Source organism: Flavobacterium sp. RSB2_4_14, assembly GCF_051547085.1.
Classification (GTDB): domain Bacteria; phylum Bacteroidota; class Bacteroidia; order Flavobacteriales; family Flavobacteriaceae; genus Flavobacterium.
In genome coordinates this window covers 91,564-105,293 of sequence record NZ_JBPTTL010000001.1, presented here as the reverse complement: position 1 = coordinate 105,293, position 13,730 = coordinate 91,564, and the positions used below count along the sequence as shown (strand labels likewise).

Here is a 13,730-nt window from a genome sequence, read left to right as displayed (position 1 = left end):
AATATGAGTGAAACAACAGTAAAAACAGGACATCCAAAGGGATTATACTTCCTTTTCTTCACAGAAATGTGGGAGCGATTTAGTTATTATGGAATGAGAGCCATCTTTATTCTTTTTATGACAAAAGTGTTATTAATGAAAGATGCTGATGCATCACAAATTTATGGAAGTTACACTGGATTAGTCTATTTAACGCCACTTTTAGGAGGTTATTTGTGTGATAAATATTTAGGAAACAGAAGAAGTATTGTTATTGGTGGACTATTAATGGCATTGGGACAATTTTGTATGTTTTTGAGTGCTTCGGCTGGTGCAAATGGTGGAATTTCAATAATGTGGATGGGATTAACAGCGATTATTATTGGAAATGGATTTTTTAAACCCAATATTTCAACCATGGTTGGACAATTATATCCAGCCAATGACAGAAGAATTGATAGTGCCTTTACTATTTTCTATATGGGAATAAATCTTGGAGCATTTTTCTCGCCATTAGTTTGTGGTTCTATGGATTTCAAGTGGGGATTTTTAGCTGCTGGAGTTGGAATGTTACTAGGTTTAGTCGCATTTGTTTTAGGACAGAAAAAATACCTTATTTCTGAAGAAGGCAAGCATATTGGCTTACCAGTAAAAAAATTAGATGTAAAAAGTATCGGAATGATTGTTGGTTCTATTGCAATTATCTTTTTTATGTTGAACTTCAAGCAAATGTTTAAAAGTGATGTAGATATTATTAGTTATTTTATTTACGGCGCTATGATATTAATGCCAATATTGATTTTTAGTGATAAAAGTCTATCTAAAATTGAAACTCAAAGAATAACCGTAATATTCATTTTGGCTTTCTTCGTAATTTTCTTTTGGGGTGCATTTGAACAAGCTGGTGCTTCTTTAACATTATTTGCTGATAGGCAAACCGAAAGAACACTTTTTGGTTGGGAAATGCCGGCATCCTATTTTCAATCAGTTAATCCATTAGCGGTTATTTCGCTTGCACCAATTATGACTATAGTTTGGGGATTTTTGTATGCTAGAAAATTAGAGCCATCATCGCCTAAAAAAATGGCAATAGGTCTAGGATTAGTAGCCATGGGATATGTTGTAATTGCCATTGCTGTTAAAGGTTTAGGTTTAGGAGAAAAAGTGTCAATGTGGTGGTTAATTGGTTTATATGTAATTCATACTATCGGAGAATTATGTTTATCCCCAATTGGATTATCTATGGTTTCTAAACTAGCGCCTTTACGTTTGTCTTCTTTAATGATGGGAACTTGGTTCTTAGCCAATGCTGCAGCCAATAAGTTTGCAGGAACACTAAGTGCTTTAATTCCCGGAGGAGAAGATGGAACTGGTGGACCAACCCATTTCTTAGGATTTCAAATCACAAACCTTTATGAGTTTTTCGTGTTATTTATCATCATGTCTGGTACTGCTGCAGCTATATTATTTGTGTTGAGTTCTTGGTTAGAAAAACGTATGCACAATGATCATGTAGAAGGTGTTGATTTAGAAGTTGAGAATAGATAAACTGTTTAAAAATATTTTTATATCTTTCAAACCTCCAAGATTTATTGGGGGTTTGTTTTTTAAATAAATAAATTATGTGGAAAAGTCATCCTAAAGCACTGCCTTATTTGTTTTTATCCGAAATGTGGGAACGTTTTGGTTACTATTTAATGATCGGAATTTTTACACTTTATCTTAAAGATGTCGAAGCTGGTTTCGCTATGACCGAAAAAGAAGCTTCCGATTTATACGGAACTTTTATTGCCTTAGTATTCTTAACACCATTCATTGGCGGTTTAGTTGCCGATAGGTATTTGGGCTATAAAAAGTCTATAGTTATTGGAGGAATAATGATGGGTGCAGGATATTTTATGATGGGAATTCATAGTTTGCCAATGCTTTATTTAGCCATGACTTTGGTAATTTTGGGTAATGGATTTTTCAAACCCAATATCTCAACACTGTTAGGGAATTTCTACAACGAAGACCAATACAAAGAAAAGAAAGACGAAGGATACAACATTTTCTATATGGGAATTAATGTTGGTGCTTTCATTTGTAACTTTTTTGGAGCAGCTTTGCAAATACTTTTAGGTTGGCAATATGCTTTTATGGCGGCTGGAGTTGGAATGTTTATTGGTGTAATCGTATTTCTTTTAGGTACAAAACATTACGGCAATAAAACAGAAAAGAAAGGATTTCAAGAAGGCGATATGCCTTTTTACAAAATTGTATTGTATATTTTAGTGCCATCAGTTGTTTTTGGTATCATTGGTTGGTTGACAAAAGGTGTTCAATCGGATACCAATTTAGATAGCGCTATTTTTGGTTCTGATAGTACCGATGCTTTTATCTTTGCTTGTATTCCAGTAATTTATTTTTATGGAAGTTTATATTTCAAAGCGAAAGTTGAGGATAAAAGACCAATAGGTGCTTTGCTATCTATATTTGCTGTAGTAATTTTGTTTTGGGCGGTTTTTAAATTAAATGGTTCAGCATTAAATACTTGGGCAGACAGATATACGGATAGAGAAATTACCGGGAATACTAAAGCCGTTTTCAGCACACTAAAACTTTCCAAAGAAATAGAATTTAAAAAGGACACAACTGAACTTTATGATTCGAGTTTCCGACTTCAAAAAGAAAATGGAGAAGTAAAAAAAGTAGTTGATTATCCTATTTACTTCAGAAACGTGCACAAAGAAAATATTCCTCAAGAAGGAAGTAAAATAAGTATTTGGGCAACTAATTTAAGTCAATCGATAAATCCAGGTTGGGTAATTATTTTAACACCATTGGTTGTGGCATTTTTCACCTTTTTGCGAAGTAGAAAAAAAGAACCATCCACTCCAACAAAAATCGCTTTTGGATTGTTAATTTCAGCATTATCGGTTTTAGTGATGGTTGCTGCAGTTCACATTGGGAACAACGGAATGGAAAAAGTTTCGGTGTGGTGGTTAGTTGCAAATTATGGTGTGATAACGATTGGAGAATTGTTTTTAAGCCCAATGGGATTATCTATTGTTTCCAAATTGTCTCCTAAAAATATAACCGCTTTAATGATGGGTGGTTGGTTTTTAGCCACTTCAATAGGAAATAAATTATCAGGCGTTTTAGCTAGTATGTGGGATACTTATGAAGATAAAGCCAATTTCTTTTGGGTAAACTTTGGGTTGTTGTTATTTGCAACAGTTTTAATGTTTGCTTTGGTTAAAAATTTAAATAAAGTAATGAAAGACCACGGAATAAATTAAATTATGGAAATCAATCAATCAATAGAAGAAATTCAAAATTTTAAAGGTAAATATCCAAAACAACTGTGGTATTTATTCTTCTCCGAAATGTGGGAACGTTTCAGTTTCTATGGTATGCGTGGCATGTTGGCCGTTTTCATGGTTAGCCAACTTAAGATGGATGAAACAACTGCCAATTTGCAATATGGAGCAACGCAAGCTTGGGTATATGCTTTTACATTTATTGGAGGATTGTTTGCCGATAAAATTTTAGGTTTACGGAAGTCGCTTTTTTGGGGTGGCATTTTAATGATAATTGGAAGTATAATTTTGGCGGTTAGTCCTAAAGAGTTGTTTTTTACAGGCATTGGTTTCTCTATTGTAGGAACGGGATTTTTTAAACCCAATATTTCCTCAATGGTTGGACAATTATATAAAAATGACGATCCAAGAAGAGATGCCGGGTTTTCTTTGTTTTATGCTGGTGTTAATCTTGGAGCTTTGATAGGAGGTTATATTTGTATTGCTGTTGCCAATGGAACACTATGGGCAGGTTTTGTTCCTGAAAATATGAGATGGAATTATGCCTTCGGTTTTGCTGCTATAGTTATGGTTGTTAGTTTATTGACTTTTACACAAACACAAAAGAGTCTAGGGGGAATTGGATTATCACCTATTGCACATTTTGAAAAATCCAAAAGAAATATTTATGAAGTTGTAACTTATATTGGTTCATTGGCATTAATTCCTGTTATTATTTTGATGGTTGCCAATACGGTTTATACTGATTATTTCATGATGATTATTGGACCAGTATCCATTCTTTATTTGTTTTACGAGATGAGGAATTTCTCTGCTGTTGAAAATAAAAAATTATTGGCAGCTTTAGTTTTTATCCTTTTTTCCATTTTCTTTTGGGCATTTTATGAGCAAAGTGGCGGTTCGTTAAGTTTATTTGCAGCCAATAATTTAAATAACAAATTATTAGGAATGGAACTTGATCCGAATGGGGTTAATAATTCTTCTGGAGCTTTATTCGTTATCATATTTGCAGGGTTGCTCGGAATTTTGTGGATTTGGATGGCAAAGAAAAAAATTGAACCTAATACAGTAGTAAAGTTTGGCTTAGGATTTTTATTTCTTGCTGGTGGTTTTTGGATTTTTTATTACACCAAATTCTTTGCTGGCGCTGACGGAAAAACATCATTAAATCTATTCACTTTCGGTTGGTTTGTTATTACTTTTGGAGAATTGTGTTTGTCACCAATAGGCATGAGTGCGATGACAAAATTATCACCACAAAAATTACAGGCGGTAATAATGGGAATGTGGTTTTTAGCCAGTGCCTATGGGCAATATTTTGCAGGGTTGTTAGGCGCCAATATTTCTGAAGCTTCCGAAAATTCTTCAAATCTAGAAAAACTAAATGTATATGCTGATGGATATGAACAATTGGCTATTTATGCATTAATAGCTGGCTTACTTTTGATTTTGATTTCACCTTTGGTGAAAAAATTAATGCAAGATGTAAAGTAACAACTATTGTTTGGTATCATTTTTGAATATATTTGTAAAAAAAAATAAATAACCATGAAAAAATTAGCACTTACGTTATTCCTAGTTTTAGGGTCATTAACGATACAAGCACAAGAATTAACTTGGCAAACAGACATGAAAAAGGCAACGGAAATGTCTAAGAAATCGAAAAAACCATTACTATTATTTTTTACTGGGAGTGACTGGTGTGGATGGTGTATTCGTTTGCAAAAAGAGGTTTTGAAAACACCTGAGTTTGCAAAATGGGCAAAAGATAATGTAATTCTAGTTGAATTAGATTTTCCAAGACAAACGCCTCAAACTCCTGAAATTCAAAAACAAAATGCAGAATTGCAACAAGCTCTTGGCGTTAGAGGATATCCAACAGTATGGTTTGTAAAAGCAACCAATAAAGATGGAAAAGTAAATCTTGAACAATTAGGAAGTACAGGATATGTTGCTGGTGGACCAAGCGTTTGGTTAGCTGGAGCTGATGGAATATTAAAAAACAAAAAGGCGTAACGATTTTAATTACAGTTTATAAAATCCCTTTTCATTTGTATTGTGAAAAGGGATTTTTTCTTTTCTACAAGTCGCTTCCCATAGTCTAACATAACTTTTGTAATTTGAACCATCAATAACAACTTGTTCTGGTTTCCACTTTTTAAAAATGCGCAGCAGGTTTATTTTAGGGGAATTAATAACGATTAAAATATCGGGCTTAGTTTTTTCTAGATAAACACTGGAACTGTCAATTATCAAAATCTTTTTGTTTTTAAAATAGAAAAGGTTTCCAATATTCTTTTTTTCTTCAATTTTGCAAAAATTACCAATCAGGTAGGATTGAATTGCCAAGTTGTTGTCAATATTTTCTAATATGCTATCGTTGCTATAAACAGTGATTAGATCTTTTTTTCTCTCGGTAATTATACTGTGTTTTTTAGCATTGAAAACAATGAACTCATCAGTGTTTTCTGTTTTAAATTTGGTGTAGATAAAAACAAATTGTAGCATCACAATGCTGATTAATGTCAATAGTAATGTTTTGAAATCCCTCTTTTTAAACCAAAGAATACTGAAAATAATTGCCAAATAGGAAACGAATAGCATTTCTTTATTGAAGGAAATATTTTTGATGATAAAATTGTCAAAAGTTGCCACCCAATGAATTATGAAATTCATAATTTCTATTAGATATTCCAAAGGTTGTGCCACAATAAGAGGAACTTTGCCAAAACTGGCAATTACAATTGCTATCAATCCTATAACCATAATTATACCCAAAAGTGGTAGTACAATAAGATTCGTCACAAAGAACAAACCCGGAAATTGATGGAAATAATAAATACTCAAAGGCATAGCGCCAATTTGAGCGGAGAATGAAACGGTTATAATTTCCCAAAAATAATGTGTGATTTTATTTTTTGGTTCCCAAATTTCAGATAACATTGGCTGTAACCAAAGTATAAAAAACAAGGCCAAGTAACTCAATTGAAATCCGATATCAAATAGAAAAGAAGGTTTCCAAAGTAAAATTAAAAGCATGGAAACTAGTAATGTGTGAAATATATTGACCGTTCTGCGAAGATGAGTTCCAACAGCCACAAATGAAAACATGGTCACAGAGCGAACAACCGAAGGCGAAAGTCCAGCTAATATTCCATAGGTCCAAAGTGAAACAACAATAATTATTAGTTTCAGCAATGAATTTCTTTTGGAATTGGATAATGGTTTTAACAGAAAGGTAATAAACATCAATATAAATCCAACGTGCAATCCAGAAACGGATAAAATGTGAACTGCACCAGCATATTGATAATCTTTTAGTATTTCGGGGGAAATATCCTGTTGTTGTCCGAGTAGCAATGCAATTAAGATATTTAGTTCCTCAGTTTTGAAATCAGAAAGTTCAAGGTTGCGGATAATTTTTGTTCTGAAATTTGAAAACCGTGACCAAATAGTTTCTTCATTTCCTATCAATTTTATTTGGTTTTCGTAAGCGTACACTTGAGCATAAATATTCTGCTTCTCTAAATATTTTCCATAATCAAACTGATTAGGATTAAAAGAACCTCTGTTTTTATATAATATCCCAACAACATTTAATTCTGCTCCAATTTTTAAGCTGTCTATTTGATTTGGTTTTTTGATATTCAGCATTATTTTACCTAGACTTTGATGTTTATCAATGCTTTTTATGGTGGCTATATAACGTGAATTCTTTTGGGTGTTTTTTAATTTTTCATTGATAACCAATTGTATAAAATGGGGAGTTTCATAATCCTCAATTTGATTGGTATAATGAAGTGGGTTATAGTTTTCTTTATGAATAACAGAGGTAGAAACTCCAAGTAAAAATGATGATAGTAATGCTGTAACTCCAAAAATAATTTTAAAACTATCTTTTGTTTTACTGATGAAATGCGAGAGAAGTAATAAGAGTAAACAAAATAAAAGTCCTCCAAAAACCCAATTAGGATGAGGTTTAAAAAACTGGAAACTTACTATTCCAAGAATAAAAGCAATAGAAATTTTTGCTAAAGGAAATTGTAGGATTTTCATGTAATCAAATTACATAAAAATATTTTAATTATGCAAGAAAATTATTCAAGAACTCTATTAATTTGTGCAAATGTCCTTTGATAATAAGGTTCTTTTATGGATGAAACAACAACACCACTTTGAGTTGAAGAATGAATAAACTTTATATCATCGCCACAAACATCAACCACCATACCAACATGGTTTATTCTTTTTTGTCCTCTATTGATAAAGAAAATCAAGTCTCCTTTTTTGGCATTTTGAGGTTCGATTTTCGAACCAAAACCAGCCATTTCGTGAGAAGAACGTGGAAGTGTTAAGTTGAATTTATTGAATGTAGAATAAATCAATCCGGAACAATCAAATCCGTTTTTTGAAGTTCCGCCTGCTCTGTATACAACACCTAAATTGTCTGAAGCAACATTGATAAGTTGGTTAGCAACATAGTTTTCGTAATCAGTGTCAATAAAAATGTCTTCTGCATTTTTATCGTTAAGATTGATTTTTTTTCGAGGATCAGTTTTCTTTGGCTCAGTAGTCGGATTTTTTACCGTGTCATTTTCAACAAAATAATGAAAATCATTTTTTTTATTTAAAATAGATTTATCCGAGTCATTTGCAGCATAAGTACTAGCGGAGCAAACTATCAAGAAAAGTGCTATTTTAAATATGTTTTTCATTCATTTATTTTAGAAATACAAATATACAGTTTTAAAATCTAAAACCAACTACTTCAAATCTTTTAGGATTAATTTAGCAGTTTTTTCACTCGCGCCAATACCGCCGAGCTTGGCTTCTAAAGTATCATATTTTGCCAATAATGATTTTCGATAATTCTCATCCAGAAGTGTAGAAAGTGCTTTTTTTAGATTTTTAGAAGTAAATTTATCTTGAATAAGTTCCGTAACAACCTCTTCGTCCATAATAAGATTAACCAGTGAAATATATTTTAATGTTATTATGCGTTTGGCAATTTGATAGGAAGCCCAACTTCCTTTATAACAAACCACTTCTGGGACTTTGAATAAAGCCGTTTCCAATGTTGCCGTTCCAGATGTGACTAATGCTGCGGTTGCAACACTTAATAAATCATACGTTTTATTGGAAATAAATTTTACATTTTTGTTTTTTAAGAATTGTTCATAAAAATGAAATTCCTGACTCGGTGCGCCAGCAATTACAAATTGGTAATCACTAAAATCATCAACAATACTCAACATCACATGCAACATTTTTGCTATTTCTTGTTTTCTGCTTCCAGGAAGAATGGCGATGATGGGTTTCTCGTCGAGATTATTGTTTTCTCTAAAGGAAATTTCATCTGTCTTTTCACGATTATGAATAGCATCAATCAAAGGATGACCCACAAAATCTACTGGAAATTGATGTTTCACTTCGAAGAAATCTTTTTCGAATGGAAGAATAACAAACAGTTTGTCAAAATCTCTTTTTATTTCTTTGATTCGATTTTCTTTCCAAGCCCAAATTTGCGGAGCAATATAGTAATGTGTTTTTATTCCTCTAAGTTTTGCCCATTTGGCAATACGCATGTTAAAACCAGGATAATCAATAAAAATAATGACATCAGGACTGAATTTGAGAATATCTTCTTTACAAAATTTAATGTTGTTTAAAATTGTTTTTAAGTTAAGTACCACTTCGGCAAATCCCATGAAAGCTAATTCACGATAGTGTTTTACTAAAGTTCCACCGACATTTTGCATCAAATCACCACCCCAAAAATGAATTTCAGCAGAAGAATCTTCTTTATAAAGTGCTTTCATCAAATTAGAACCGTGCAAATCCCCCGAAGCTTCTCCAGCAATTATATAATATTTCATTTTTTGAGTTTTTATTTTTTATAGGTAAAAAATACAGTCGCTATCACTCGTGTCATAAATTCCAAGTATTAAGTTGTGCAATAGCATGGTGCGCCGTTAAATCAAATTGAATAGGAACTATTGAAATATAACCGTTTGCCAATGCCCATTCATCAGTGTCTTCACCTTTATCTTGGTTTACAAATTCTCCAGTCAACCAATAATAATCTTTGCCATAAGGCGTTTGTCTTTTGTCAAATTTTTCCATCCAAATGGCTTTTGCTTGTCGACAAATCTTTATTCCTTTTATTTCTTCTTTTTTAAGTTTGGGAAAATTAACATTTAAAACAGTTCCTTCTGATAATTTTTTTGCCAGAACTTCCAAAGCTATTTTTTTAATAAATGGTTTTATGGTTTCAAAATCAGCATTCCACGTATAATCTAATAAAGAAAAACCAATGGCAGGAATTCCTTCGATACCAGCTTCTACAGCAGCACTCATCGTTCCAGAATAAATTACGTTAATAGAAGAATTGGATCCATGATTTACTCCTGAAACACACAAATCGGGTTTCTTTTTTAAAATTTCGTTAACTGCCAGTTTTACACAATCCACAGGTGTACCTGAGCAAGCATATTCGGTAATGGCTGCATTTTCAGCAGAAATTTTATTTAAGTACAAAGTGCTATTGATTGTGATGGCATGTCCCATGGCGCTTTGTGGACTATCTGGCGCAACAACAATGACATCCCCAATCTCTGCCATAACCGCTATTAAAGCTCTTATTCCCGGAGCATTTATACCGTCATCATTGGTTACTAAAATGGTAGGTTTTGAAATCATTGGTATGTTTTAGAATTATTAAATTTTTAGCATAGTTTTTGTACAAGCTAGAGTGATTGCAAAATTAACTTTTTTTAAGGTTTTATGCAGTTACATTTTTTATAACTTTGAAACCTTAGGCTAAAATGATAAATTGCCTTATGAATTTTCCAAAAATTATTTCAGTAAATGTTTATTGACTTTTTTTTGTTTATTTTAGAACCAAATAATTAATGAATAATATAATTCAGTTTATGAAAAGAAATTATAAAGTCCTTCTGGTAATTGTAGCTTTATCAGTGGCATTATGGAGTTTTATTCCTAAAGAAAAAGAGTCTGATCCAGAAAAAGACAAGCTATTAATAGAGTTGTTAACTTTTGTCATTGAAAAAGGACATTATAATCCTGCAACAATAGACGATGCTTTTTCAAAAGGAGTTTACAAAGATTATTTGAATGCATTAGATCCGTCTAAACGTTTCTTTTTGCAATCTGATATTGATGAGTTTGCTCAATATGAATTAAGAATTGATGATTTTATTAGAGAAAAAGACTTAACTTTTTTTGATTTAACATACGCTCGTTTGATGAAACGAATGGATGAAAGCAAAAGTTATTATAAAGATGCGTTGGCTAATCCATTTGATTATAAAAAAGACGAAAGTTTCAATACGGATTATGAAACGATGCCTTATTCAAAGAATGTACAAGAATTAAAAGAAAGATGGCGTTTGCAATTGAAATTATCGGCATTATCTTCATTAGTTGAGAAGCAAAAACTGGAAGAAGATAAGATTAAGAATAAAGATGCAGTTAAAAAATCAGAGCCAAAAACATTTGAGCAATTAGAAAAAGAAACAAGAGAAAGTACGCTGAATTCATTGAATGACAATTTTAACTTCATCGCCGATTTAGATAGAGAAGATTGGTTTTCAGTATATGTAAATGCTATTGCTTCTCGTTTTGATCCTCACACTGCTTACATGGCACCAAGTGAAAAAGAGCGATTTGATGTTAGTATGAGTGGAAAATTGGAAGGTATTGGTGCAAGATTACAAAAGAAAGGGGATTTTACAGAAATATCAGAATTAATTTCTGGTGGTCCAGCTTGGAGAGGAAAACAACTAGAATCGGGTGATATGGTTTTAAAAGTGGCACAAGGTGACGCGGAACCAGTTGACGTAGTTGGAATGCGTTTGGATGATGTTGTTAAAAAAATTAAAGGACCAAAAGGGACAGAAGTTCGGTTAACAGTTAAGAAGACAGACGGCACGATAAAAGTGATTACCATCATTAGAGATGAAGTGGAAATTGAAGAAACTTATGTTAAATCAAGTGTTGTTGAAAAAGACGGATTTAAATATGGTGTGATTTATTTACCTAAGTTTTATATTGATTTTGAAGATCAAAATAGCCGAGACGCAGGAAAAGATGTTGCGATAGAAGTAGAGCGATTAAAAAAAGAAGGCGTTCAAGGAATTGTAATGGATGTGAGAGATAATGGTGGAGGTTCTTTGAAAACCGTAGTTGATATTGCAGGTTTATTTATTGAGCAAGGTCCAATTGTTCAAATTAAATCGGCAGCAGGAAAAAAAGAAGTTCTTTATGATAGAGATTCAAAAGTACAGTGGGATGGACCATTGGTTATCATGATAAATGAATTTTCTGCTTCTGCTTCAGAGATTTTAGCAGCAGCTATTCAGGATTACAAACGCGGGGTTATTATCGGCAGTAAACAATCCTATGGAAAAGGAACAGTACAAAATGTGATTGATTTAAACCAATTTGTTCGTGGCAGTACTTATGGTGATTTGGGAGCATTAAAAACCACAACTCAAAAATTTTATAGAATAAATGGTGGTTCAACTCAACTTGAAGGAGTGAAAAGCGATATTGCTATCCCAGACAAATATTCTTATTTAAAAATGGGTGAGCGTGATATTGATAATGCCATGCCATGGGATAAAATTGATCCAGCCGATTATAAAACATGGGATAAACAAAATAATTTTGATTTAGCTATATCAGAAAGTAAATCGAGAATGAAAAACAATGCCCAAATGAAGTTGATTGATGAAAATGCAAAATGGTTAGATGAAAGAAATAAAGAAAACGTTTATAGTTTGAATATTGATAAGTTCAAAGCGGAACAAAAAGCATTAGAAGAAAAAAGCAAAAAATACAAATCAATAGTTGATTATAAAAATGCTTTTGAATTTAAATCGCTTCCATATGAAATTGAAAGTATGAATAACGATACCGTGCTTAAAGAGAAAAGAGATAGATGGCATGAAAGTTTATCTAAAGACATCTACATAGAAGAAGCAATTCATATTTTAAATGACCTTCAATCTGAAAACAAAAAAGGATTATCTACAAAAGTAAAAAAGGATAAATTAGTTAAATCATAATTATTCTATAATTTCAAAAGTAAAAGCCACCAATTTGGTGGCTTTTACTTTTGAAATGAATAATGTGTCTCGAAGTAAATATTTTTTTACTTACCATTCATTTACTTTATTAGCATCCATTTTGAGGAAGATAAAAAGTAAAATAGTAAATCCCCATAATCCAGAACCACCATAAGAAAAGAAAGGTAGTGGCACACCAATAGTTGGAAAAATACCAGCAACCATAGCTATATTTACAAAGAAATGAATAAATAAAATTCCGGCTACACAATAGCCGTAGACTCGGCTGAACTTAGTTTTTTGCCTTTCGGAGAGGTAAATAATTCTAATTATTAAAATTACAAAAAGGGCAATCACAAAAAGTGATCCTAAAAATCCCCATTCTTCTCCCACAGTGGTAAAAATATAATCAGTGTGTTGTTCAGGAACAAATCCGCCTTTAGTTTGAGTGCCTTCAAGATACCCTTTTCCAAACCAACCGCCAGAACCAATGGCAATTTCTGATTGATTTGTATTATAACCAATGCCTTTCATGTCCACTTCTTTCCCCAAAAGAATATTGAAACGATCACGATGGTGTTGTTTAAATACATTTTCAAAGACATAATCAACCGAAAATACAAATCCGCTTATTAAAACAAATATTATGCTACTAAGTACCCAATTGCGATTGATTAACCTGCTTCTGTAGTAAATAAAAATAATTACAGCTAAAGCAATTCCTATTAGTACTAATGGTTTGATAATTAAGGCTAAAACGAACAAAATTAGAGCTATAAATCCCGTCCATACATACCATGAAGGCAAACCTTCTCTGTACAATACTAGGATAAAAACGCTGTAGATTAAAGCACTTCCTGGATCATGAGGAACGATAAGTAAAATGGGCAATGCCAGTATTCCTAATGCTTGTAATTGTCTATTGAAATCTTTAAGATTTACTTGAACATCACTCAGATATTTTGCGAGGGCAAGTGCTGTTGCTGCTTTAACAAATTCAGATGGTTGTACCCCAAACGAACCAAAAGAATACCAATTTGCCTGTCCTTTAACGGTTTTACCAAAAACAAATAAACCAGCCAAAGAGAATAGACCTATGACATAGAAAACACTTGAAAACTTCTCGTAAAATTTTCCGTCTACCGATAGAATTACGAAAATTAATGGAATAGTCAGTATAATGAAAAGAAACTGTTTACCGTAGATTTGTGAGAAATCAAAAATGGAAGTTTCTTGATCTATTGTTGATAAAGAGGAGGAATAAATATTCAGCCATCCCATTATTACCAAGACAATGAAGATTACAACGCTTATCCAGTCAAGATTATTAGTTACACTTTGATTTTTCATAAATGATAGA

10 protein-coding genes are annotated in these 13,730 nt (G+C 32.4%); 5 read left to right on the top strand and 5 right to left on the bottom strand.

The genetic code is table 11. The features are described from left to right. Window positions 1–3 precede the first annotated feature (3 nt). From ACSVH2_RS00475 to ACSVH2_RS00460, 4 genes are all read left to right on the top strand, one after another. Window positions 4–1,527 carry a peptide MFS transporter gene (locus ACSVH2_RS00475; RefSeq protein ID WP_438091197.1) on the top strand — a complete coding sequence of 508 codons (1,524 nt, stop codon included), beginning with the start codon at window positions 4–6 and terminating at the stop codon, window positions 1,525–1,527. A 74-nt stretch (window positions 1,528–1,601) separates the two neighbouring features. Then, a complete protein-coding gene (locus ACSVH2_RS00470; RefSeq protein ID WP_438091196.1) occupies window positions 1,602–3,260 on the top strand; it encodes a peptide MFS transporter in 1,659 nt (552 codons plus the stop codon). Between the two features lie 3 nt (window positions 3,261–3,263). Next, the gene (locus ACSVH2_RS00465) at window positions 3,264–4,775 is read left to right on the top strand and encodes a peptide MFS transporter (RefSeq protein ID WP_438091195.1); all 1,512 of its coding nucleotides are present in this window, start codon (window positions 3,264–3,266) and stop codon (window positions 4,773–4,775) included. Window positions 4,776–4,829: 54 nt separating this feature from the next. Next, window positions 4,830–5,297 (top strand): thioredoxin family protein, encoded by a 468-nt coding sequence (locus tag ACSVH2_RS00460; protein ID WP_438091194.1) that lies wholly within the window; start codon window positions 4,830–4,832, stop codon window positions 5,295–5,297. 9 nt (window positions 5,298–5,306) lie between these two features. Here the strand turns inward: ACSVH2_RS00460 and ACSVH2_RS00455 are convergent, their stop codons facing one another. From ACSVH2_RS00455 to surE, 4 genes are read right to left on the bottom strand one after another with little or no spacing between them, the layout of a single operon-like run. Next, window positions 5,307–7,337, bottom strand: coding sequence for a ComEC/Rec2 family competence protein (locus tag ACSVH2_RS00455; RefSeq protein ID WP_438091193.1), 2,031 nt, complete (start codon window positions 7,335–7,337; stop codon window positions 5,307–5,309). A gap of 41 nt (window positions 7,338–7,378) precedes the next feature. Continuing rightward, entirely contained in the window at window positions 7,379–7,996 is a 618-nt protein-coding gene (locus ACSVH2_RS00450) for a C40 family peptidase (protein ID WP_438091192.1), read from the bottom strand. Window positions 7,997–8,044: 48 nt separating this feature from the next. Then, window positions 8,045–9,157: a lipid-A-disaccharide synthase gene (gene lpxB, locus ACSVH2_RS00445; protein ID WP_438091191.1), complete on the bottom strand. Its 1,113-nt coding sequence runs from the start codon at window positions 9,155–9,157 to the stop codon at window positions 8,045–8,047. Window positions 9,158–9,209: 52 nt separating this feature from the next. After that, window positions 9,210–9,980 (bottom strand): 5'/3'-nucleotidase SurE, encoded by a 771-nt coding sequence (gene surE, locus ACSVH2_RS00440; protein WP_438091190.1) that lies wholly within the window; start codon window positions 9,978–9,980, stop codon window positions 9,210–9,212. A gap of 212 nt (window positions 9,981–10,192) precedes the next feature. Between surE and ACSVH2_RS00435 the strand changes: the two genes are divergently transcribed. Next, the gene (locus ACSVH2_RS00435; RefSeq protein WP_438091189.1) at window positions 10,193–12,370 is read left to right on the top strand and encodes a carboxy terminal-processing peptidase; all 2,178 of its coding nucleotides are present in this window, start codon (window positions 10,193–10,195) and stop codon (window positions 12,368–12,370) included. 90 nt (window positions 12,371–12,460) lie between these two features. Here the strand turns inward: ACSVH2_RS00435 and rodA are convergent, their stop codons facing one another. Beyond that, window positions 12,461–13,720 carry a rod shape-determining protein RodA gene (gene rodA / locus ACSVH2_RS00430; RefSeq protein ID WP_438091188.1) on the bottom strand — a complete coding sequence of 420 codons (1,260 nt, stop codon included), beginning with the start codon at window positions 13,718–13,720 and terminating at the stop codon, window positions 12,461–12,463. Window positions 13,721–13,730: the final 10 nt, after the last annotated feature.

Coding starts and splice junctions, on each gene's coding strand:
- ACSVH2_RS00475 (WP_438091197.1), top strand. CDS start 4: ATGAGTGAAACAACAGTAAAAACAGGACATCCAAAGGGATTATACTTC.
- ACSVH2_RS00470 (WP_438091196.1), top strand. CDS start 1,602: ATGTGGAAAAGTCATCCTAAAGCACTGCCTTATTTGTTTTTATCCGAA.
- ACSVH2_RS00465 (WP_438091195.1), top strand. CDS start 3,264: ATGGAAATCAATCAATCAATAGAAGAAATTCAAAATTTTAAAGGTAAA.
- ACSVH2_RS00460 (WP_438091194.1), top strand. CDS start 4,830: ATGAAAAAATTAGCACTTACGTTATTCCTAGTTTTAGGGTCATTAACG.
- ACSVH2_RS00455 (WP_438091193.1), bottom strand. CDS start 7,337: ATGAAAATCCTACAATTTCCTTTAGCAAAAATTTCTATTGCTTTTATT.
- ACSVH2_RS00450 (WP_438091192.1), bottom strand. CDS start 7,996: ATGAAAAACATATTTAAAATAGCACTTTTCTTGATAGTTTGCTCCGCT.
- lpxB (WP_438091191.1), bottom strand. CDS start 9,157: ATGAAATATTATATAATTGCTGGAGAAGCTTCGGGGGATTTGCACGGT.
- surE (WP_438091190.1), bottom strand. CDS start 9,980: ATGATTTCAAAACCTACCATTTTAGTAACCAATGATGACGGTATAAAT.
- ACSVH2_RS00435 (WP_438091189.1), top strand. CDS start 10,193: ATGAATAATATAATTCAGTTTATGAAAAGAAATTATAAAGTCCTTCTG.
- rodA (WP_438091188.1), bottom strand. CDS start 13,720: ATGAAAAATCAAAGTGTAACTAATAATCTTGACTGGATAAGCGTTGTA.